Genomic DNA, 22001 nt, shown 5'->3' on the forward strand with positions numbered 1-22001 from the left:
CGTTACCCCCCATGAATCGTAATTTGTCGGACGGCCCGGGACCACATCCATTTGCCGAGCAGCCAGAGCAGAACGATCCATACCCATTGGATAGCGATCAGTTGAAGCGCATCGGTTCCCGCCGTCATACCGAGGCCGATGGTGACTGGCGTATTGACGATGCCTTGGAACGGCAGCACCATGGCGGTCGATTGCAGCCAACCCGGGAAAAATGCCAGCGGCACAAGCGCTCCCGACAGCAGGTTCGTAATGGATGTCCTAGCCCAGTATATGCCGAAGCTGCTCGTAGTCCAGAAGCAAAGCAGGGCCGACAAGTAAACGATGCTGAACTTTAACAGAATCGAGGACACGATGCTGAACGCGAACAACAGAAGGGTGCCTGCATCGTGCGGCAAGGAAATACCGAACGTGAAAATCGCCGCAAGCCCGATCAAAATGCAACTGAGCAATCCCTCCAACACGCAGGAACCAAGCGTTTCTGCGAGACGGGCTTTCTGGAACTGGATCGGACGCAGCAGGTCCATCATGACGCTGCCGTCGATGATTTTGCTCGTAATGCTGGATTCCGAGTAATAAGAAAGCATGGAATTGACGAAAAAGGTTACCAGCAGGTAGGCCTGCATCTGACTCCAAGTGAAGCCGGAAAGCTGGTCCTGGCCCGTGTAAATGGCTTGCCAAAGACAATACATGGCGATCAGCCCGATAAAGCTAGCGAGAAAATTCAGTATAAATGAGAGCCGGTAAGCAAGCGTGTTCTGCATGGAGCAACGCGCCAAAGAAACATATTTTTTGAAGGCCGGTGCGATCAATCAAGCACTCCCCTTCCCCGCTGCGGACAGGGCGGCTGAATCCAGTTTGCCGTCGTAGACGCGGCGGATGATCTCTTCGATGCTCGGCTCGTCAATGCGGAAATCGACCACTTCTCCGCGGCTCATCACCCGCTTGACGATATCGCTTGCCGTGCAGCGGAAGCGGTCGAAACGGATGGATAAATCCGTATCCGAACTAGCTTCCAGCGAATCTCCGGACCGTTTCACCTGGATTTCCGGCAACCCGCGGAACAACTCTTCCGCATCCGGGATCGGCGAACTTAATTGCATATGTATTGTCCGTTCTCTGGCAAACTCGTCCTTGACCTCCTGAAGCTTGCCGTCATAAATGATCCGGCCCTGATCGATAATGACCAGCCGCTCGCACAGATCCTCGATATCCCCGAGATCATGCGTGGTCAGCAGCATCGTCGTCCCCTTGCTCCGGTTCATTTCCTTGATAAAATCGCGGATCCGGTGCTTTACCGCGACGTCCAGCCCGATCGTAGGCTCGTCAAGGTAGACGATCTTCGGATCGTGCAGCAGCGCTGCGGCCAGGTCGGCCCGCATGCGTTGCCCGAGCGAGAGTTTCCGGGCCGATAAATGCAGGAACGAATCCATGCCTAGCAGTTCCGTGAAGACATCCAAGTTTTTCTTGAACTGGTCCGTCGGCACCTGATAAATATCTCTTAGCAAGCTGAGCGATTCCCGGACCGGGATATCCCACCATAGCTGCGTCCGCTGGCCAAATACTGCACCGATCCGCTGGGCGTTCTCCATCCTCTGCTTGTAAGGAACCCGTCCGTCAACGATGATCTCTCCGCCGGAAGGTACCAATACCCCGCTCAGCATTTTGATCGTTGTCGATTTTCCCGCTCCGTTCGGGCCGACGTACGCTACCGTCTCCCCTTCCTCGATCTTCAGGTCAATCCCTTCCACCGCATACTTGTCTCTATAACGCTGGGTAAATAAATGTTTTACCGCGCCGGCCAATCCGGGATCTTTTACCGCCTGGCGGAACACTTTTTGCAGTCCCCTTGTCTCGATTAAGCTCAAGGCTGTCCACTTCCTCCCCGTAAGAATTTTCTTAATCTAAATAACTATATAGCAAAATATTCCTGCTTCCTACCCCATTAATTAGGAAATCTATCACTAGATTTCTTAGAATATGAAATCGGCATGAATTAGACAAAAATTGCACTTCCCGCTATGATGTGGGGAAAACCCGCAGTAAGGGAGCCGCCTTATGAAAACTTTTTATCAGAACTGGAAACTCGATCAGGAGCTGCCTATGGTGATCCATCAAAGCACCGATCTCTCCTTTTATCCCCATTTTCATGCCGAGGTCGAATTCGTTTACGTGGAGTCGGGCAGCATTCTGGTTGGAGCAAATGAGGACAAGCGCCTGCTGAAGCAGGGCGATATGGCTATTTTCGGCAGCAACGACATTCATTACTTTGATAGCAAGGATCTTGCCTCCAACATGATCGTCGTCATTTTTCACCCGGAGCTGGTCGGAAAATCCGTGAGTTGGCCCGGCGATTTTCGTTTTGAATCTCCCTTTATTCCCGCCGATCAGCCCGGATTGCAAACGGTAAAGGCGATACTGAACCGTATTCTGCGAGAAAAAAAGGAAGCCAAGCCCGGGCACCGGCTGCTCATACAAGCGAGCTTGCTGGAACTGTGCGCCATAATGCAAAGACACCTGCCTGTTCATGCCCTGGAGCGGGAATCGCAAGAACGGATCGCCACCAGGAAAATAAGAATTCAACGGATATTGTCGTTCATTGAAGAGCATTATCAAGAGGATCTTTCTGTCGAAGCGATGTGCGTCCAGTTCGGAATGGAGCCGTCCTATTTTTGTCGCATGTTCAAAAAATCGATCGGTATGAACTTCAGAACCTACCTCAATACGATTCGCGTGCTAAACGCTACGAGACGGCTGGAAATCAGTGATGCCAGCATTACGGACATCGCATTGGACTGCGGTTTTGGCAGCGTCCGCACCTTTAACCGGGTATATCGGGAGCTTCAAGGCTGCCCGCCTTCCGAGGTTCGCAGAAGAAAGAATTAGTTGATCTCTGAGATAAAAAGTGCATTTTTTGACTATATAACGGCATAAACTGGCGAGAGATTTCGCTGGCTTCTTTCTATAATGGACTTACATTCATCATTTCAAATTTGAAATCTTTGATGGAGGGATTCTATGAAGCAACTACGCATCGGAATGGTCGGTTATAAGTTTATGGGAAAAGCCCACAGCAATGCCTATCGCACGCTGCCCATGTTTTTTCCTGAAGCCGTGAAGCCCGAAATGTCGGTGCTGTGCGGCAGAGACGAGAAAGCCGTCAGTCTTGCGGCCGAGCAATTGGGCTGGAGAGAATACGTCACGGACTGGAAGGAGCTTGTTGCCCGGGACGACATCGACCTGATCGACATCAATGCGCCAAGCGACGTCCACAAAGAGATTGCACTGGCTGCGGCCAAGGCGGGAAAGCACATTTTTTGCGAAAAACCGTTAGCGCTTACATTAGGCGATTCCCGTGAAATGCTGCAGGCGGCTGAGGACGCTGGCGTGCGTCATATGGTCGGGTTTAACTACCGGTTTTCACCGGCGGTCCAGTTGGTCAAAAAGCTGGTCGAAAGCGGCCGCTTGGGGCAAATCTATCATTTCAGAGCCTGGTTCCTCCAGGACTGGATTCTGGACCCCGAATTCCCGCTGGTATGGCGGCTGCAAAAAGAGATCGCCGGTTCCGGTTCGCACGGCGACCTTGGCGCGCATCTCATCGATCTTGCCCACTATCTCGTCGGCGACATTCGCGAGGTGATCGGCATGAGCGAGACCTTTATCAAGGAACGGCCGCTTGCCGACGAGATGACCGGACTCAGCGCCAAGGGCGGCAAGGGTAAAGACGCCCCCAAAGGTCCGGTAACGGTAGATGATGCCACCCTGTTCCTGGCCCGGTTCGAGAACGGGGCGCTCGGCAGCTTCGAAGCGACGAGGTTTGCCGCCGGACATCGCTCGACCAATTCGTTCGAGATCAACGGAAGCCTCGGCAGCGTCAAGTTCGATTTCGAACGGATGAATGAGCTCGAAGTCTATTTCACCTCGGACGACGAAGACGTGCAGGGATTCCGGCGCGTTTTGGCGACGGACCCTGCCCATGCCTATGCGGAAGCCTGGTGGCCGCCGGGACATACGATCGGTTTTGAGCACACCTTTATCCACGAGGTGCTGGAACTCGGAGCAGCGATATCGGAAGGCCGCCAGCCTGAACCGAATTTCCGCGATGGGGTGAAATGTCAGGCCGTGCTGGAGGCGGTGGAACGCTCGGTGAGCGAACGCCGTTGGGTGGACTTATCAGAGATGGAATAAGAATGAAATCCGATATATGAAGGAGACCCGATCATCATGAAAAAAGCGTTAATCGTCTGGGGAGGCTGGGACGGCCATGAACCGGAGCAGGTGGCGGACATTTTCGCCGGGGTTCTGCGGGAGCACCGCTTTGACGTTGAAGTCTCGGACACGCTGGAAGCTTATGCGGATGCCGAAAAATTGCTAGGCCTGGATTTGATCGTTCCGGTCTGGACGATGGGTGAAATTTCGCAGGAGCTTGTCAATAATGTGTCGGCAGCCGTACAGGCTGGGACCGGTCTCGCCGGTTGTCATGGAGGCATGTGCGATTCGTTCCGTAACAATGTGGACTGGCAGTTCATGACAGGCGGACAATGGGTAGCTCATCCCGGAAACGACGGAGTGGATTACCAGGTGGAAATCAAACAAAGCTCCAGCCCGCTGGTCGACGGCATCGAAGATTTTGCCGTGAAGACCGAGCAGTATTATCTGCATGTCGACCCCGCGGTCGAAGTCCTTGCCACGACCCGTTTTCCGGTCGTCGACGGCCCTCACCGGTTCAACAAAGCGGTCGATATGCCGGTCGTGTGGACGAAACGCTGGGGCCACGGACGCGTGTACTACAACTCGCTCGGCCATCACGCAGATATCGTTGCGCTGCCGACGGTCAAGGAGCTCATGACACGAGGCATGCTATGGGCGGCAGATGGCAAACAACGCGCTATGTCACAGCAAGGGAAAGACTCATCCGCCGGCGGGTTCAGCTACAGCGGGATGGGCGACAGCCAATATGACGCATAAAGGGATGGAACCGGTTATGGAGAAAATCAAAGTCGGTATTATCGGCTGCGGAAAAATCAGCGGCATCTATATGGAAAATTGTCCTAAATTCGAGGTGCTGGATCTCGTGGCCTGCGCGGACCTGGATTTGAACCGGGCCCGGGAGCAAGCGGCACTGTACGGCATCCCCCGCGCTTGTACCACCGAGGAACTGTTAGCCGATCCGGAGATCGGCATCGTCATCAACCTGACGATCCCTGCCGTGCACGCCGAAGTCAGCTTGCAGGCGCTGCGGGCCGGTAAGCATGTGTATGTGGAAAAGCCGCTAACTGTCTCCCTCGAGGAAGGACGGCAGGTATTGGAGGAAGCTCAGGCCAGAGGCCTGTTGGTAGGGAGCGCGCCCGAAACATTCTTCGGAGCCGGCATTCAGACCGCGCTCGGGCTGATCGAAGACGGCGTAATCGGGCGTCCGGTCTCGGCCACGGCGTTTATGATGAGCCGGGGCCACGAGCATTGGCACCCCGATCCCGAGTTCTACTACGCGCCGGGCGGCGGCCCCATGTTTGATATGGGCCCCTACTATTTGACCGCACTCGTGCAATTGCTCGGGCCTATCGCCCGAATTGCCGGCATCACCGGCAAGGCTTTGCCGGAGCGGACCATCACCAGCGAGAAAAAGTACGGCTCGCGGGTTCCCGTTGAAGTTCCGACGCATGTCGCCGGAACGCTGGAGTTCGAAAGCGGTGCGATCGCCAGCCTGATCACCAGCTTCGACATTTTCGGCGGCAGCAGCCTGCCGCCGATCGAGATCCACGGCACCGAAGGTTCGCTGCTGGTGCCAGATCCGAACACGTTCGGCGGGCCGGTCAAATATCGCCGGACCGGCGAAGCGGACTGGACCGAGCAGCCGCTGCTGCCGGGCTACGAGGACAACAGCCGCGGCATCGGCCCCGCCGATATGGCGTACGCGCTGCTGCACGGCCGCAAGCACCGGGCAAATGGCGAGCTCGCTTACCATGTGCTTGAAGCCATGTGGGCGTTTCATCATTCTTCCGATTCCGGTCACTATCATGAAATGAAGAGCCGATGCACGCGCCCTGCTGCGCTTCCGGCAGGCCTTAAGCCGTACACGCTGGATTAATAAAGGGGATCGGTGCGAATACAATAAAAAGACGGTGAAGCCGATGGCTTCGACCGTCTTTTTTGAATTTGCGCTGACATTAGCGGGCTTTGGCCTGCAAATACGCCTCTTTATAAGCAGCCGCCTTTTGAGCGATGATGGAGAAATCCTTTTGCTTCAATGCCTCATTCGTCAGGTCCGAGCCGATGCCTACGGCAACCGCGCCGGCCTTGATCCAATCGCCGAGATTGTCCAGCGACACGCCGCCGGTCGGCATAATGTTGGCCTGCGGCAACGGCCCCTTGATCGCTTTGATCATGGACGGATCGTAGAGGTTGCCCGGGAACAGCTTGACGATATCCGCTCCGAGCTCCAGCGCTTCCTGAATTTCCTTGATGGTCATAACTCCCGGCATGACCGGGATCCGGTAACGGTTGCAGAGCATGACGGTATCCCGGTTGAGACAAGGACCTACGACGAATTGCGCACCGCTTAGAATTGCCGCCCGAGCGGTCTCGGGATCAAGCACCGTTCCTACGCCGATGATGGCGTAGCTGGCGGGATCTTTCGAATCCCACGAATATTTGGCGGATAGCATCTCAATGGCCCGCAGCGCGAAAGGCACGGTCATCGTCACTTCGATCACTTTAATGCCGCCGGCAATCGCCTGTTCAGCCATCTCTACCACTTGCTCGGGCGTTTCGCCGCGCAGCACGGCAACGACACCTTCCTCGGCGATTTTCTGCACCAACTGTAATTTTTTCATATGGACTCCTCTTTCCTCATAGGATGGTTGGATGATTGAAATGATTCACACGGTATATTGCTGAAATGTAATTTCGGTTCCGTTGACGCTGGACTCCGCCTTTCCTTCCGCCAACTTCGCTAAGCGAAGGTTCTCTTCATGAAGGAGTCCCGTATATTCAACGGTTAGTCCCCCTTCATCGGCAAAAACGGGAGTTCGTCCCGCCATCAACGCCGCAAAATCCGTCAAGCTGTTGATTCCTTTAGTCTTGACGTCCTCTAGGGAGACGGCCTCGACGACAACGCCGATCCGGGAACCGCGGCAAACAGCAAGGTTGTACCCGGACATCGGACGGATTTCGTAGCTTCCGTTCAAATAAACGGCAAACAGCACCTCGTCCACTTTTCCGAATAACGCTTCCGCTTCGTAAATCCATTCGCCTTCAGGCAAGACACCGACAACTTCATTACCTTCCGGAGCATCCTGTTCAATGGCTTCGGCTGGAAGCGGATACAATGATATTACCACATTTTTACGGTAGAGGACTTCCATCCACGGACTTTGATGGCGCGGATCCCGCCCGGAAGGATCATACCCTTCGCCCGGATGGAAAAAATAGAGCTGATTTCCCTGACCGCCCCGGCGAACCGGAATACTGAACATCCAGCGCAACTGCTCATTGTCGAATTCCCGGACACGCTCCCATAGGCCGCCGGCGGCATAATGCTTCGTCACGTAAGCATAGGAGTGAAGCTGCCGAAATCCTTCATCCGTGACTTTCCAAAGTGCACGGCTCACCTCCGCCGGCTCCGTCCGGTTTAATGCCAGACTTCTTGCTCTTTCCGGCGCTTCCCGGAACAGAAAACCGGCATATTCCGTCCGGGGCATGTCTGCCGGAAGCTCAAAATCGCCAAACTGGACATAATCATGCAGCACATTGGCATCGCTTGGAGCATCATGCGGCCACCCCCGCGAATGAGCTCCTGCCCAAGCTCCCTTCAAATAATAAGAAGCTCGCAGCGTCCATAATTCGTCAAGCAGCTCCTCAAGGTCGCGCTTTACCTGCGGATCGGCAGCAAATTCCAAAGCGCAGGTGAAAGCCTGAATCCAGTGCCAGAACCAAGGCAGGCATCCGTACTCGGCCATACCTTCCTTGCGAAGGCGCTCCAAGGTCGAGGCCAAACAGTTTTTACCGTCCTCCAGAAGCTCCTCGTCGCCATAAAGCTGTCCGAAAATCAGCTTCGCCGCCGTATATTTGGCCTCATGATGATTACGGACAGTAAGCGGCTTGCGATAAAATCCGCCGCGATACACGTGGCCCAGCGCCGACTCAAACTCCGCCGCAAGATGTCCGCTCATCTGCCGTTCGTACTTGCGGTGGAAATAAGCCATCAGGCTGCCCATCAATTCCACCGGCAGCTCATGGGGGGCCGCCGTTTCCGGTACCGGGTCCAAATTCAGCGGCCAATGGCCGTACATCGGACGGTCCGGATCCCTCTGTTGAAGCCGGAGCACCCGGACCAGGACATGCTCCGCCAACCGCTTGGCTTCCTGCCGGTCAAATAGCAGTTCTTCTTCATATAGCGGATCTGTCGAAGCGGCGAACAGGTAGGAAGCATAGTAAAAGTTATTGCGCACGTCCCCATGAAACCATAACCCGCTGGTAAGCAAGGGCTCTCTCCATGCTTTTTCCGCTACAGACCGGACGATCGCATTCATTCTTGTTGTATATGCGTTCATTTTCTCCCCCTTCCTTTTCTTCATTTCATCCCTATCCCCTCGTTGATTAATATCCTAGCATGTTTGTCCGGGACACGTAATTCGGCAATTTAAAGGCGAAACCGCATTTATTACAACATTTTTCGATTCCCTACCGACTGTAAAAGAGGATAGCTTGCAAAATGAACGAAAAAGGATTAATGTAAACCTATATAAACATTATAAACCTAAATAAACGAAAAGAGGAGATTTATTTATGGAAAGACGTTACGCCTCTCATCCCAACGAAGTTAAGCGGTTCGACACAGAACGGCTTCGTCAGGAATTTCATATTCCCAAACTGTTCACCCCAGACCAGCTTGAGCTGGTGCTTACCCATGAGGACCGCATGATTGTCGGCGGAGCGGCGCCGGTAAACGAAGCTGTGAAGCTGGAAGTCGATTTGAAAGAACTGGGGGTGTCCTACTTCCTGGAGCGGCGCGAACTCGGAGCGATCAATGTCGGCGGCCCCGGCATCATCTCCGTAGACGGTACGGACTATGAATTGAACACAAAGGATTGCCTGTATGTAGGAATGGGCTCGAAAGAGGTTCTGTTCAAAAGCAAGGACGCTGCGAATCCGGCCAAATTCTATCTGAATTCGGCGCCTGCCCATAAGGAATTCCCAACCGCAAAAACAACGCTCGCCGAAGCGGAATCCGGTGCACTGGGCTCTATCGAAAATTCCAACGACCGGACGATCCATCGCTTCATTCACGAGAACGGGCTTCAAAGCTCGCAGCTGGTGATGGGAATGACGCAGCTCAAAACCGGCAACATGTGGAATACGATGCCTGCCCACGTTCATCCGCGCCGGATGGAAGCTTACATGTATTTCGACTTGCCTGAGGAAGCCGTGGTCTTCCACCTGATGGGCGAGCCTGACGAAACGCGTCATATCGTGATGAGAAACGAACAAGCCGTCATTTCGCCGAGCTGGTCGATTCACAGCGGAGTGGGCACCAGCAATTATACGTTTATTTGGGGCATGGCCGGAGATAACAAAGCTTATGCCGATATGGACGCCGTCCCTATGAAACATTTAAAATAAGAGGTAAAACTAAACGGAAGCGTGGACAAGATATGAGCTCGATACGACGATACGAAAAAATTATGGAGGTTCTGCTGACGAACAAAGAGGTCACGGTAGCGGAACTAAGCGACAGGCTCGGGGTTACGGGCAAAACGATCCGTGAGGATCTCACCCGGCTTGAGGAGCAAGGGTTGATCATTCGCGTGCATGGCGGAGCGGTTCTTGCCCAAGGAGACCAGTTCGGTATTCTCCCCGCCAAGGAACCCCTGGTCAAGCATGCGGAGGAGAAAGCCGACATCGCCCGCAAAGCGCTGGCCCATATCCAGGAAGGCGACATCATTGCGCTCGACGGCGGCAGCACCACGCTGGAGATTGCCCGCCGTCTCGATAACCGGCCTATGACCGTCATTACGAACGACGTTTATATTATCAGCGAACTTGCCGCCAAGGACCATATCCGTCTCGTCGTTCCGGGCGGGTATCGCGTCCGCAATATGCTGGCCGGTCCGGAGGCAACGGCTTACGTGAAGCAATTGAACATTCAAAAAGCGTTTATTTCGGCGACCGGAATCCATCCGGAACACGGACTATCCATCTACACCGGCGATCTGATTGAATTCAAGCGGGCTTTGATCGATACGGCCCGCGAAGTGATCGCCGTGATCAATCATCATAAATTCGGACAAACCGCGCTTCGTACCTTTGCATCCCTGAACGAAATCACGCGGATCATAACGGACGGCGCACTTCCCGCCGAGATAGGCCGTACCTATTCGGATGCGGGCATTATTGTGGAATAACGACGATTCTCCACTTATTCTAAGGAGTGTTCTTACTATGAAATTATTCGATCTTTCGGGAAAAACAGCCCTTGTTACCGGCTCGTCCGGCGGACTCGGCCAAGGCATCGCGATCGGCTTGGCGGAAGCGGGCGCCGACGTCGTGTGCGCTTCTTATAGTTCAAGCCAGGAAACCGCGGACCGGATTACGGCGCTCGGCAGAAAAGCATCCGTCATCGAGGTCGATCTCAGCAATCACGATAAGCTGCAGGCAACCTTTGACGAAGCCCTCAAGTTGACCGGGTATATCGATATTCTCGTCAACAATGCCGGTATCATCCGCCGTACGCCGGCCAAGGACCATAGCGAGAAAGACTGGTTCGATGTCATCGACATTAACTTGAACACCGTATTCCTGCTCTCGCAGATCGCCGGCAGACATATGATCGAGCGGGGATGCGGTAAAATCATCAACATCTGTTCGATGCTCTCCTACCAGGGCGGTATCAATGTTCCGGGTTACACGGCCTCGAAGCATGGAGTCGCCGGGCTGACCAAAGCCTTCGCCAATGAGTGGGCATCAAGCGGCATCCAGGTCAACGGGATCGCCCCGGGATATATGTCAACGGACAATACGGCTCCGATCCGTGCCGACGAGAACAGAACCGCCTCGATCACCGATCGGATTCCTGCCGCACGTTGGGGAACGCAGGAGGATGTTAAAGGCCCCGCCGTCTTCCTGGCATCCGCTGCAGCCGATTATGTGAACGGTCATATCCTCTGCGTCGACGGCGGCTGGATGGCGAGATAACTGAGTACAGCTAAACTAAGCACAACTAAGCACACAAATAAGCCCGTTCGGAGGTTGATCTCCCGAACGGGCTTATTTTTTAACTTTATTAGTATTACTGAAGTAGGCAGTTATGGAGGGTATCTACCGCTCCACGTGCCCCTTCCCGGCCAGCAGCCTTTCGATCTCCGCTGCGCTCGGCAAGCCTTCCCAATCTCCGACGGCCTGAATGACCTGAGATCCGATCAGGTTGCCCAGACGGACCGATTCCTCAAGGCTATACGCCCGGAGCAGACCCGCCAGGAAGCCGGCGCAAAATCCGTCGCCTGCGCCAACCGTATCAACGATGTGCTCCGCTTTGAAGTAAGGGACCGCCGTCAGTTTTCCTTTTTCGTACAAGTAAGTCTCGTTCTCTCCGCCCTTAATGACGCTTGCTCCCGGCAAGAAATAATCCGCTTTCATAGCCAGCGGCAAAAGCACCTTCCTGGCTTCCTCCACTCCCCATAACTTCAACCGCAGGTTCGGATCAAAGCTGACCTTGACGCCATGGCGCTTGGCCATATCCATTGCGGCCGCTACTGTGTCTGCGCAAGATGCGCTCAGCGCCGGCGTGATCCCTGTAACATGCAAGATTTTGGCGGCAGCTATGTATTCCTCGTCCAGATGCTCTGGAGCCATCCGGCTCGCGGCGGATTGCTTGCGGTAATAGTAGACCGAGCTCTTCCCTGCCACATTCTCACGAATCATCAGCCCTGTGGGGGCTTCTTCGGTCAGCTTCGCACGGGATACGTCCACGCCTTCGCCGCGGATCGATTTCATGATCCGTTGTCCGAACGGGTCATTTCCCAGCCGCCCGCACCATCCCGAGGCATGCCCCAGCCGGGCCAGCCCGATCGCCACATTGCTCTCCGCCCCGCCGAACGAAGGCTCCAGCGATCTCGCATACTCCAGCCCTTTACCGCCCTCCGCGATCAGCAATGCCATACTTTCCCCGAAAGTAATTACAGACGGGGTACCATTCTTTGACTTAAGTTCATTCATTCCTGTTCTCTCCTTATTCCTTGAGCGCTTTAGTGAATAACTCCAAGAATTGTTCCTCATCCTGTTGGTTAGTTATCGACCTCGACGAAGCCAGGTAGGATAGGCCGTTATATTCCGTAGAAATCATGATGGCATTGAATGGCACTGAACGATTATATTGTATTGTCAGGCCGTTTACGATCCGAGTGTTCTCATATTCTGTTGTTGATTTTCCGGATACGGGCTCACTAATCCCAATATCCAGCAATCCATCCCCTTCATAGGGCCCATAAAGAGCCTGAATGCTGTCTTCGGGGCCAAACTCGGATTTCAACTTCTTTCCTTTGCGCTCTGTGTAATTAATAATAAAGGCCGACGTATCAGATTGAGGCAGAGACACATCGAAAACAGCGTTCACCTCATAACCATGCAAGGTTGGAATGGTGAAATTAGGAATAGTCTTCCGAATATCCCTAACAACATCGGCGAGGCTTCTATCACTGGAATTACACCCTGAAAGAAATATAGTAAATAAAGTTAAGAAAATGAATAACGATCTTCTCACTCCGGACCTCCCCCCATAAAAAAATGAAAAATACATCTGGATACTTAATAATATTCTCCATATTTCCATGAAAACCTTTTAAAAAGTGGAAGTTCGAGGCGTTAATCCCCTCGGATTATATTAAGAAAGGCGGCCCTTAAGGCCGCCTTCCAAACTATTCGTTTCTAATTATACCTCCAAAATCGAAGGCATAATGTGTGGTGCTCTTCCGACTTCTTTCATGAAGTACTTCCGCATCATCCGATGAATGCTTCTGATCCAGACCGCCCGGTCATAGGCCTCTCGTTCAGCCTGTTTGGTAAGGCCTCGCTTGAGCACCGCTTCCGCCCGTCTCAGCAGCGGTCTTGCATCCTGCATGTACACGAAGCCGCGGGTCACGATATCCGGTCCGGCCAAGATTTGCCCGGTCTTCTTATCCAAGGTCATCACGACGATGACAATGCCTTCCTGCGCAAGCTCCAGCCGTTCTTCCATCAATTCATCCTCGCGGGCCCGCATTTCGCCGTTGCTGATAAATACTTCACCCGATGGAATTGTTCTGCCGCGCTTGGCCCGGTTGCGATAGATAGAGAGCGTATCGCCGATATTAAGCACAAAGGTCCGGTCTTCCGTCAGGCCGGTTTGCAGCGCCAGTTTCTTGTGGCTGAGCAGCATCCGATACTCTCCGTGAATCGGAATAAAGAACTTGGGACGAATAAAGCTGAGCATCAGCTTCAAATCCTCACGATTTCCGTGTCCCGAGGTATGGATGTCAAATATAGAACCGTAAATCACATGCGCCCCGGCCCGCATCAGCATATCGATGCTCCGGTTGACGTTTTGCGTATTTCCTGGAATCGGAGACGAAGAGAAGATCACCGTATCGCCTGGATAAATCTGAACCGAGCGGTGGGCGCCTGAAGCGATCCGGCTGAGCGCCGCGTTAGGCTCGCCCTGGCTTCCGGTACATACGATCAGGATTTGGCTGTCTTCATACCGGTCGATATGCTTAACATCGATCAGCATGCCTTCCGGAATACGGATATAGCCCAAATCTTGTCCAATCGAAAATACTTTTTCCATACTGCGGCCGATAACCGCGATTTTCCGGTTGCACTGCATGGCTGCTTCGACAACCTGCTGCAGCCGGTGGACGTTCGACGCGAACGTGGCGAACAGGATTCTTCCGTCGCATTGCCGGAAAGTATCCAGAATGGCGCCGCCTACCCGGCGTTCAGAAGGGGTGAAGCCTTCCTTCTCGCTGTTGGTGCTGTCCGCGAGCAAGGCAAGTACGCCTTCGCCCCCAATGCTGGCCATCTTGAACAAATCGGCCGGCTTGTCCTCCGGAGTAAAATCGAATTTAAAATCGCCCGTATGAACGACGGCTCCGTAGGGCGTGTCCACTACGATGCCGAACGCGTCGGGAATGCTGTGGGTCGTCCGGAAAAAATGCACCGAAAGCTGTTGAAAATCGTACCGATCATTTTCCTCGAACACATGCAGCTTGACTTCCCCAAGCATCCGGTATTCCTCCAGCTTGGCACGGACCAGACCGATCGTCAGTGGACCGCCGTAAACCGGAACGGACAATTGGCGGAGCACAAAAGGAAGCGCACCGATGTGGTCCTCATGCCCGTGAGTCAGAAACAAACCCTTGATTTTGTGTTGGTTCTCGATCAAGTAGGTAATGTCCGGGATAATATAATCGATACCGGACAATTTGGAGTCCGGGAATTTCAATCCTGCGTCAATAATTACAATCTCGTTCTTGTATTCGATGCCGTACATGTTCTTGCCGATTTCGCCGATTCCGCCGAGGGAATAGATCCGTACCGGGGGCGGCGAAGGCTTAGGGCGCCGGTTAGGCTTTGCCGTAGCTACTGGTTTGGTATTTGCTTCATTCATTATGCGGTTAATCCTCTCTAGAATAATGCAGACTGATCTAAACATAATTATACTGAAATCTAATCGCAATAACTAATTAATTTTTAGAAGAGACCACATTAACCTTAATGCACAGAAACAAGCTGACGCCGGAACAAGGCCGAACGCCAGCTAAAATGCGCTTATTTCGAGAATTTACCCAATTGCCTACTGATTAAAACACCTTCATAAAATCAGATTTTTTCAAGGACCTGGCCCCGCTCCGATCCTGATTTACGGCGCTAATTCAACCCAAGTTGCTGCAGCAACCCGCTATCACTTACTACTTCCAGCCAACGCTCGGCGATAAGATGATGACCTGCCGCCGTAGGGTGTACTCCGTCCCAAAGCCAGTAAGCTTCCTCCCTGCGTCCGGCAGCGGCGTCGAAGGCATCCTGAAGCGGAACGTGAACCGCGTCGAATTCCCGGGCCAATTCACGGACGATGGATTGATAAGCGGAAATCAGGTCGGTCCATTGCTCCCATTTGGCCACGGTTGCTCCCGTTTTAAGAATAAACGGCTCGCACAATACCAGTTTGGACTGAGGCAGAACCTCCTTGGTTTCGGTCAGCAGATGCCGGTAAGCCCTTTCAAATCGGTCTGTAACCCCGCTCGGTTCTTCGGACATGATTCTCCAAGCGTCATTCACGCCGATCAGGATACTGAGCACATCGGGCTTCAGGCTGATCGCGTCTTCATTCCAGCGCGCGTACAAATCCGAGACACGGTCACCGCTCACGCCCCGGTTTATAAACAACGGATTTTGTTCGGCGCAGGTATGGCCAAGCTTACCCGCGATCATATAAGCGTAACTATGTCCCAATACATGATTGAGGTCGGTTCCCCGATCCCGGTTACCGTCGGTAATCGAATCTCCCTGAAATAAAATCACCTTGTTATTCTTTTGCATAAATTAAAATCCCCTTTTCGATGAACTTGTTAGTACAAGTTCTTTAATTATATAAGAGAATTCCGTTTTTCGCAGCCAAATTGCGGTAGAGCAACTTAATTATCTAACACTGCAAATTCCGGCCGCAGCAAAGAAGGCTCCGCCTCATCGGGGCAGAGCCTTCTCTTATTTTGTGTCCGCACTATTTTATCGCTACAAAAAACAGTCTGGCCGCATCATCCTTCGCTTCCACCCACTCGAAGTCGGCATAACAGGAGACGTCCCGGAACCCGCACTTAAGCAGCTCGCTGGTCATCCAATCCGGATCATAAGCACGCTGGACATGAGTTTCCTCAAATCGCCGGTACAAGCCAGGTCCGTTCTCTTCCTCACGGGCAAAAATCGTTAAATGATGTTCTATTTCATCCCGTGCGTCATCCCGTTCGCAGGTCCAGATATAAGCTACGGAGGATTCGTCCCAGATGAACGGCTGTTCTTCTTCATACCGGCGAAGCGTGTTCGGATGATGGACATCAAACAGGAAGGTACCGCCCGGCTTCAACCCCTCATAGGTTCTGCGGAAGGTACTGACGATGTCATCTTTCTCTAGCAGATAGTTCAGGCAATCGCAAAATGAAATCACCGAATCGACCGGCTCGGGCATTTCCCATTCCGTCATATCCTGTTGAACCCAGCGGATGCTCCCGTCACGGAACAATCGGACGCCTTGCGAGGTTCCTTCCATTTTGCGCCGGGCAACCGACAGCATGTCCGCCGAAAGATCGATACCGGTTACCTGAAATCCGGCATTTACGAGGGGAATCGAAATGCTGCCCGTACCGCAGCCGAGATCGACGACCGATGTTGGCATACCGTGCTTCTCCCAGGCCATGCGGGCGAATCGGATCCACTCGGGATACGGCATATCTTCCATCAATTCATCGTAAACATAGGCAAATTTTCGATAAGATACCATGGTTGTCACCGCACTTTCGTTTCCGCACGTTCTGATTATTCTGGCTTAGTCTCTGCTTGGGAATCATCTTTCGATTGCGATTCCCCTTTATTCTTCAAAGCGGAGGTCAGGTAAGTCCAGTTTTCGCTCTGTGTAATTTTCCCGTCCTTCATCAGCTTGCCAAGCGCACGTTTGAACGCTGATTTGCTGATCCCGAAGCGCTGCTTGATGAGATCGGGCGCAGTGGCATCCGAGAATGGCATGCCGCCGCCAGGCCGGCTCTCCAGGTAAGCCAAGATACGCTCGGAATCTTCGTCACGGCCGATTTCCTTGCGAGGCGCCATCGACAGGTTGACGCGCCCGTCCTCACGGACATGCGCAATACGCACCTTAACCCGCTCACCCAAACGAAGCATCCGATTTCGTTCCGAGGAGTGGATCATGCCGATCGCACCGAAACCGAGAACCCCGCCTTCAACGATTACGAACGTCCCCATCTGCAACGGCTTGTATACGATCGCTTCCATCCACTGATTGTTCCAGGAAGATGGAGCGTGAAAAGCATGCTGAACCAGCTCCTGCTCGCCGGCCAGTTTGGCCTTCAGGCGTCCCTGTTTGTCGTGCTCCATAAGGACATAGACCCGGTCTCCCACTTGGGGATGCAGTTCTTTCAGCTCCGGCAGCTCCCGGATCGGAAGCAGCAGTTGCCGGCCTAATCCCATCTCCAGGAAGCAGCCAAGACGGGGATGAACGTCAGCCACTTCAAGCAGAGCGAGCTCGCCCAACGTGAGATACGGCTTTTTCATCGTTGCGGCCAACCGGTCTTCCGTATCATAGAAGAAGAATACTTCGACCGTCTCCCCGGGCTGAATCTTGCTTGTCAGTTCGGAGTAGTGGAGCAGCACGTCTTGCGTCCCTCCGCTGAGAAAATAACCGTAAGGCGAAACTTCCCGGTCTACGGGAAGAGATACGATCGTTCCCGCGATCAGGCTCATACGTTCTCCACTACCTTGGCGTCAGACCAAAGCCGCTCAATGTTGTAATATTCCCGCTCATCCCGGTGGAATATGTGTACTACGACATCCCCCAGATCCATGAGGACCCAGCGGGCGGAGTTCATTCCCTCGATGCCGCGGATTTGCACGCCCGCTTCCTGCGTACGTTTGCGAACCTCAGTAGCGATCGCCTGCACCTGTGTGTCCGAGTTCCCGTGACAAATCACGAAATAATCGGCAATCAGCGAAATGCCTTTCAGGTCCAGCGCCACAAGATTCATAGCTTTTTTATCTTCCGCGGCTGCCACCGCGATGCTTAGCAATTCAGTTGGTGATACCGGCATTCATATATCCTCCTATGGAAAATGATAATTGTTTTATTGTTTTGAACCTTTGATTTCCTGGATCAGGCCGTTACGGGCAAGGACGGTCAGCGGGAAAATCACTTTTCCCTTCTCCAGCAGGAAGGAAATCGTCGAATCGAACCCTGCGACCAACGCCTCCTCCAAGCTATGTTCAGCCAGATCACGAATCTGTTCTACGCCGGGAAACTCCCGGCCCGGCTCGATATAGTCGGCCAGGCAGACGATTTTGTCGAGCTTCGTCATGCCTACTCTGCCCGAGGTATGGTAGCGGACCGCGTCCAGCACCTCCGGATCCTCGATCCCGTAGTCCCGCTGCGCAACGAACGCGCCGATCTCGGCATGCATAAGCTGCTTGTCATGCTCCAGCAACTCGGGATTGAGCCCGTTGTCACGGATCATGGCTTCCTGGCGCTCGACCGGCCAGAATTTGGCCAAATCATGCAGCAACGCGGCCAGATCCGCCTTCTCCTTATCGCCGCCGAACCGCTCCGCCAGAATGACCGCCGTCTCCATCACGCCTTCGACATGCTTCCACCGTTTGGCAGGCATTTGGCCGGAGACGATTTCGATCAGCTGTTCACGGGTGTATTCCATACAATCCGCTCCTTACGATATATTCATACACCGCTTCGGGCACCATGTAACGCACCGACAACCCATTCGCGATCCGCTTGCGGATCAGGCTGGACGAAATGTCGACGAGCGGCATATCCGCCAGAAGCACCGACTCCTGAATATATGGAGGCAGCGCATCAAGTTCAAGGAAGCTTCCCGGGCGCTGCAACCCGATAAACGTGAGCATTCCCGTCAGTTCCTCGATCCCTTCCCATTTTGGAAGATAATTGACCATGTCGGCTCCAATGATAAAAAACAGCTCCAGCTCAGGATGCTGTTTCCGCAGGGCCTTGATCGTATCTACCGTATAGGATACCCCGCCGCGCCGCAGTTCTATATCAAGCGGCTTAAAAGCGGGATGGCTATGGGTTGCGGCTTCCACCATGGCGAGCCTCTGCTCCCCGCTCACACCGGCCTGGTGTTTGTGGGGAGGAATATGGGACGGCATGAACCAGACCTCTTCCAGGGCATGCTGTTCCCGGGCGGCCTCCGCCGCCAGCAGATGCCCGAGATGGATCGGATCAAACGCGCCTCCCATGATGCCGATTCTTTTCATGACAGTTTCCTCCTCCCCGGTTCCATTGCGGTCATTTGTTAGGGAAGCTCGATCTGCTTGTATTCGCGCGATTCTTTATACAATACGATCGTTCTGCCGATCAGTTGAACCAGTTCCGCTCCGGCGCCTTCCGCCAATTCTTCGGCGATTTCGCGCGGATCGTCCAGATTGTTGTTCAGCACCGATACTTTAATCAGTTCCCGGCGCTCCAGCGCTTCGGAAATATGCCGGACGATCTGATCGTTCGTGCCCCCCTTGCCAACCTGAAAAATCGGTTGAAGATGGTGAGCCTGGCTCCGTAAATAACGCTTTTGTTTTCCTGTAAGCATGTAATTTCATAACTCCTCTAAATGTAAAATAGTTGTTTTTATATATTAACACTTCAACGCCCGCCGGCTAAACCAAACTGCTCAAGACCGCAGCGCGCATCGCGTCTACCGGAGCCGGCATGCCGGTCCAATATTCGAAGGCATAGCCGCCTTGATAGACGAACATGCCGATTCCATTATGAATCGTGCAGCCCTTCCGCTCCGCCTGAAGGAGCAGTTCCGTGCGCAGCGGATTATAGATGAGATCGCTGACGACGATGCCGGAAGGCAGCAGCGCCTCATCCAGCGGCATTTGGCCGGGATGCGGATACATGCCTACGGAGGTCGTATTGATCAAAATATCGATCTCCGGCATCAAGCCGCCGATCTCTTCCATGCCGCAGCCCTGGAGCGCACCGAGATGGCTCCATTCCGCGGCCAGCTCACGCGCTTTCTCCGCCGTGCGGTTCGCCACGGTTACCCGGGCGGGCGACTCATGCAGCAAGGCGTACACGATCCCGCGCGCCGCGCCGCCGGAACCGAGCACCAGCACCCGCTTCCCGGCCAAATCCGGTGCAGCTTCCTCTTTCAGGGAACGGATATAGCCGATGCCATCCGTATTATAGCCTTTCAGGACGCCTCCGTCATTGACGATGGTGTTGACAGCACCGATCGCACGGGCTCCTTTATCCACCTCGTCGAGATATTTCATGACCTCGACTTTGTGGGGCACCGTTACGTTCACGCCGCGAAATCCGAGCGCACGCACCCCTTTGATCGCATCCTCGAGACGGTCACCCTTTACATGAAGCGGCACATAAGTCCCTTCGATACCGGAAGCCTGGAGTGCAGCCCGGTGCATGGACGGAGATTTGGACTGGATGATCGGATCTCCCACGACGCCCAGCAGCAGAGGCAATTTCAGCTCCTCCCGCTCTTTCCCCACGACATTCATAGTTCTCCCCCTTTGACCCGTTCCGTAAACGAAAATTCCGGCTAGATCAGCGACGGCCGGACTAAAACTTTAATCCCCTTCGGCGCATGAACCGCTACAACGGCACCCGCCTCGTTATTGACTTTGATCCAGCCGAGTCCTGATATAAACAGGTCGGTCCGGCTGCCTTTGGCGATGCGGAATTCATGCCGCGTCCAGTCCGGAAGCTTATCCAAGCTCTCCTTGCTCGGCGGAGCCAGCATTTCACCGGCATGATCCGCAAACAATTCGTCCGCACGCTCCAATTTGGTTCGGTGCAGCGGAATTCGTCCGCTGACAAAACAAGTGAACGATTGGCGTTCTCCCTGTACAAAATCAAACCGCCCAAACCCGCCGAAGAAGATAGTTTGGCCTTCGTTCAACTGGTAAACGGCCGGCTTGAGCGGCTTGTCCGGCAGAATGATGCCTAAATCCTGCGGGCTTACGAGCTCGCTGTATCTCGACGGATACATGATTCCCGGCGTATCGATAATCGATCTTCCGTCATCCAGCGGAATATGCACCATATCCAGCGTCGTGCCCGGGTATCTTGACACCGTCAGCTCCTGATCCAGATCGCTGTAATCCCGGATCAGCCGGTTGATGAGCGTGGATTTGCCGACATTCGTCGAGCCGACCACGTATACATCCCGGTCGCCTCTATGCTGCTCCAGCGCTTCCAGCAAGCGATCGAAACCGCTGTTTTGCTTCGCGCTGCACAGGACGACGTCCTCCACCTTAAGACCAAGATCCTTCGCTTCTTTTTGCACCCAGTTCCGGACTTTGTTCCAATTGGTCACTTTAGGCAGCAAATCGATTTTGTTGACCGCAAGCAGCACCGGATTATTGCCTATAAACCGCTGTAATCCCGAAATCACGCTGCCGTGAAAATCAAAGATATCGACAATATGAATGACCAGCGCTTCTTTTCCGCCGATCTGGCTCAGCAGCCGCAGGAACTCGTCCTGCTCCACGGTAACCGATGACGACTCATTATAGTTTTTAATGCGGAAGCAGCGCTGGCAAATGACCGGCTCCCGCGTTAGCGCCTGCTGCGGGGTATACCCCGGTTTGTTCTGCTCTTCGCTCTGCAGTTTAATCCCGCAGCCGCTGCAGCGGAATTCGCGCTCTTCGCTCCGCTTATCTGTCATTTCTGTTTTTCCTCCTCAAGCCATAATCCCGATTTCCCCAGACGGTGCTTCACGATCCGCTCCAGTCTTCGGTTGATGCGTGTACCGAAACCTTCATCCGCTGCGGAGATCGGAAGCACCAGAACGGTGAACAACCCTTGACGGTTCCCACCTAAAATATCGGTCATCATTTGATCGCCGACCACGATCGTCTCTTCCGGTCTGAGGCCCATCATCTCCATCCCCTTCCGGAATGAAGACCCCGCCGGTTTTCTCGCCTTATGCACGAACTCAATATTCAAAGGAGTCGCAAATACCGACACCCTGTCCAAATTATTGTTTGACACGATCACAAGTTTAAACCCGGCCTTCTTAACTTTTTCGAACCATTCTACCAGTTCGGGCGTGGCTAACGGCGCTTTGGCACCGACCAGCGTATTGTCCAGATCCGTGATGATTCCCCGGTACCCTTGTTCGTACAAGCCTTGGAGGTCGATATCAAAGACATTGTTGACTCGCAATTTGGGCAAAAATCTTTCAAACAATTTACGTTCACCT

At 53.6% G+C, this 22001-nt stretch carries 24 protein-coding genes; 7 read left to right on the forward strand and 17 right to left on the reverse strand.

Translation table 11 applies throughout. From position 1 onward, the window contains the following. Nucleotides 1–2: 2 nt before the first annotated feature. Nucleotides 3–809, reverse strand: a complete 807-nt coding sequence (locus KB559_RS02130; RefSeq protein ID WP_244861665.1) for an ABC transporter permease — start codon at nt 807–809, stop codon at nt 3–5. Then, nucleotides 810–1865 carry an ABC transporter ATP-binding protein gene (locus KB559_RS02135; RefSeq protein ID WP_247681499.1) on the reverse strand — a complete coding sequence of 352 codons (1056 nt, stop codon included), beginning with the start codon at nt 1863–1865 and terminating at the stop codon, nt 810–812. Between the two features lie 190 nt (nt 1866–2055). Here KB559_RS02135 and KB559_RS02140 point away from each other — a divergent pair, with 190 nt between their 5' ends. The 4 genes from KB559_RS02140 (at nt 2056) to KB559_RS02155 (ending at nt 6085) form a co-directional block, all read left to right on the forward strand. Then, the gene (locus KB559_RS02140) at nt 2056–2883 is read left to right on the forward strand and encodes an AraC family transcriptional regulator (protein WP_211019930.1); all 828 of its coding nucleotides are present in this window, start codon (nt 2056–2058) and stop codon (nt 2881–2883) included. 132 nt (nt 2884–3015) lie between these two features. Further along, on the forward strand, nt 3016–4185 hold the full coding sequence (locus KB559_RS02145) for a Gfo/Idh/MocA family protein (protein WP_211019931.1): 1170 nt from the start codon (nt 3016–3018) through the stop codon (nt 4183–4185). Between the two features lie 36 nt (nt 4186–4221). Then, nucleotides 4222–4965, forward strand: coding sequence for a ThuA domain-containing protein (locus KB559_RS02150; RefSeq protein WP_211019932.1), 744 nt, complete (start codon nt 4222–4224; stop codon nt 4963–4965). A 16-nt stretch (nt 4966–4981) separates the two neighbouring features. Continuing rightward, a complete protein-coding gene (locus KB559_RS02155; protein ID WP_211019933.1) occupies nt 4982–6085 on the forward strand; it encodes a Gfo/Idh/MocA family protein in 1104 nt (367 codons plus the stop codon). A 79-nt stretch (nt 6086–6164) separates the two neighbouring features. Here KB559_RS02155 and KB559_RS02160 read toward each other — a convergent pair whose 3' ends face one another. Next, on the reverse strand, nt 6165–6830 hold the full coding sequence (locus tag KB559_RS02160) for a bifunctional 2-keto-4-hydroxyglutarate aldolase/2-keto-3-deoxy-6-phosphogluconate aldolase (protein WP_211019934.1): 666 nt from the start codon (nt 6828–6830) through the stop codon (nt 6165–6167). 45 nt (nt 6831–6875) lie between these two features. Continuing rightward, the gene (locus tag KB559_RS02165; RefSeq protein WP_247681500.1) at nt 6876–8573 is read right to left on the reverse strand and encodes a hypothetical protein; all 1698 of its coding nucleotides are present in this window, start codon (nt 8571–8573) and stop codon (nt 6876–6878) included. Nucleotides 8574–8784: 211 nt separating this feature from the next. On the opposite strand from KB559_RS02165, the gene kduI reads away from it, so the two are divergent. Genes kduI through kduD form a run of 3 tightly spaced genes read left to right on the forward strand, consistent with a single transcriptional unit; the run spans nt 8785 to nt 11190 of the window. After that, the gene (gene kduI, locus KB559_RS02170) at nt 8785–9618 is read left to right on the forward strand and encodes a 5-dehydro-4-deoxy-D-glucuronate isomerase (RefSeq protein ID WP_211019935.1); all 834 of its coding nucleotides are present in this window, start codon (nt 8785–8787) and stop codon (nt 9616–9618) included. A 32-nt stretch (nt 9619–9650) separates the two neighbouring features. Further along, nucleotides 9651–10400: a DeoR/GlpR family DNA-binding transcription regulator gene (locus tag KB559_RS02175; RefSeq protein WP_211019936.1), complete on the forward strand. Its 750-nt coding sequence runs from the start codon at nt 9651–9653 to the stop codon at nt 10398–10400. Between the two features lie 37 nt (nt 10401–10437). After that, a complete protein-coding gene (gene kduD, locus KB559_RS02180; RefSeq protein WP_211019937.1) occupies nt 10438–11190 on the forward strand; it encodes a 2-dehydro-3-deoxy-D-gluconate 5-dehydrogenase KduD in 753 nt (250 codons plus the stop codon). 123 nt (nt 11191–11313) lie between these two features. Here the strand turns inward: kduD and KB559_RS02185 are convergent, their stop codons facing one another. The 13 genes from KB559_RS02185 to KB559_RS02245 all read right to left on the reverse strand — a co-directional run bounded on the left by KB559_RS02185 (nt 11314) and on the right by KB559_RS02245 (nt 21988). After that, complete coding sequence (locus KB559_RS02185) at nt 11314–12210, reverse strand: sugar kinase (RefSeq protein ID WP_211019938.1); 897 nt, start codon at nt 12208–12210, stop codon at nt 11314–11316. A 13-nt stretch (nt 12211–12223) separates the two neighbouring features. Further along, a complete protein-coding gene (locus tag KB559_RS02190) occupies nt 12224–12754 on the reverse strand; it encodes a hypothetical protein (protein ID WP_211019939.1) in 531 nt (176 codons plus the stop codon). 168 nt (nt 12755–12922) lie between these two features. Continuing rightward, a complete protein-coding gene (gene rnjA, locus KB559_RS02195; protein WP_211019940.1) occupies nt 12923–14638 on the reverse strand; it encodes a ribonuclease J1 in 1716 nt (571 codons plus the stop codon). A 260-nt stretch (nt 14639–14898) separates the two neighbouring features. Then, nucleotides 14899–15567: an SGNH/GDSL hydrolase family protein gene (locus KB559_RS02200; protein ID WP_211019941.1), complete on the reverse strand. Its 669-nt coding sequence runs from the start codon at nt 15565–15567 to the stop codon at nt 14899–14901. A 181-nt stretch (nt 15568–15748) separates the two neighbouring features. Continuing rightward, a complete protein-coding gene (locus tag KB559_RS02205) occupies nt 15749–16522 on the reverse strand; it encodes a class I SAM-dependent DNA methyltransferase (RefSeq protein ID WP_211019942.1) in 774 nt (257 codons plus the stop codon). Between the two features lie 35 nt (nt 16523–16557). After that, the gene (locus KB559_RS02210; protein ID WP_211019943.1) at nt 16558–17496 is read right to left on the reverse strand and encodes a CvfB family protein; all 939 of its coding nucleotides are present in this window, start codon (nt 17494–17496) and stop codon (nt 16558–16560) included. Next, the gene (gene rsfS, locus KB559_RS02215) at nt 17493–17840 is read right to left on the reverse strand and encodes a ribosome silencing factor (RefSeq protein ID WP_211019944.1); all 348 of its coding nucleotides are present in this window, start codon (nt 17838–17840) and stop codon (nt 17493–17495) included. The genes KB559_RS02210 and rsfS overlap by 4 nt, the downstream gene beginning before the upstream one ends. Nucleotides 17841–17873: 33 nt before the next feature. Then, nucleotides 17874–18455 carry a bis(5'-nucleosyl)-tetraphosphatase (symmetrical) YqeK gene (gene yqeK / locus KB559_RS02220; protein WP_211019945.1) on the reverse strand — a complete coding sequence of 194 codons (582 nt, stop codon included), beginning with the start codon at nt 18453–18455 and terminating at the stop codon, nt 17874–17876. Next, a complete protein-coding gene (locus KB559_RS02225) occupies nt 18439–19032 on the reverse strand; it encodes a nicotinate-nucleotide adenylyltransferase (RefSeq protein ID WP_211019946.1) in 594 nt (197 codons plus the stop codon). Before KB559_RS02225 ends, yqeK begins: the two co-directional genes overlap by 17 nt. Nucleotides 19033–19070: 38 nt before the next feature. Beyond that, nucleotides 19071–19361: a ribosome assembly RNA-binding protein YhbY gene (yhbY, locus tag KB559_RS02230; RefSeq protein ID WP_211019947.1), complete on the reverse strand. Its 291-nt coding sequence runs from the start codon at nt 19359–19361 to the stop codon at nt 19071–19073. A gap of 67 nt (nt 19362–19428) precedes the next feature. Then, complete coding sequence (gene aroE / locus KB559_RS02235; protein ID WP_211019948.1) at nt 19429–20295, reverse strand: shikimate dehydrogenase; 867 nt, start codon at nt 20293–20295, stop codon at nt 19429–19431. 41 nt (nt 20296–20336) lie between these two features. Further along, a complete protein-coding gene (yqeH, locus tag KB559_RS02240; protein ID WP_211019949.1) occupies nt 20337–21464 on the reverse strand; it encodes a ribosome biogenesis GTPase YqeH in 1128 nt (375 codons plus the stop codon). Continuing rightward, a complete protein-coding gene (locus KB559_RS02245; protein WP_211019950.1) occupies nt 21461–21988 on the reverse strand; it encodes a YqeG family HAD IIIA-type phosphatase in 528 nt (175 codons plus the stop codon). Before KB559_RS02245 ends, yqeH begins: the two co-directional genes overlap by 4 nt. Between the last annotated feature and the right edge of the window lie 13 nt (nt 21989–22001).

This window comes from Paenibacillus sp. Marseille-P2973 (assembly GCF_018101095.1).
GTDB classification, from domain to species: Bacteria; Bacillota; Bacilli; order Paenibacillales; family Paenibacillaceae; genus Fontibacillus; species Fontibacillus vini.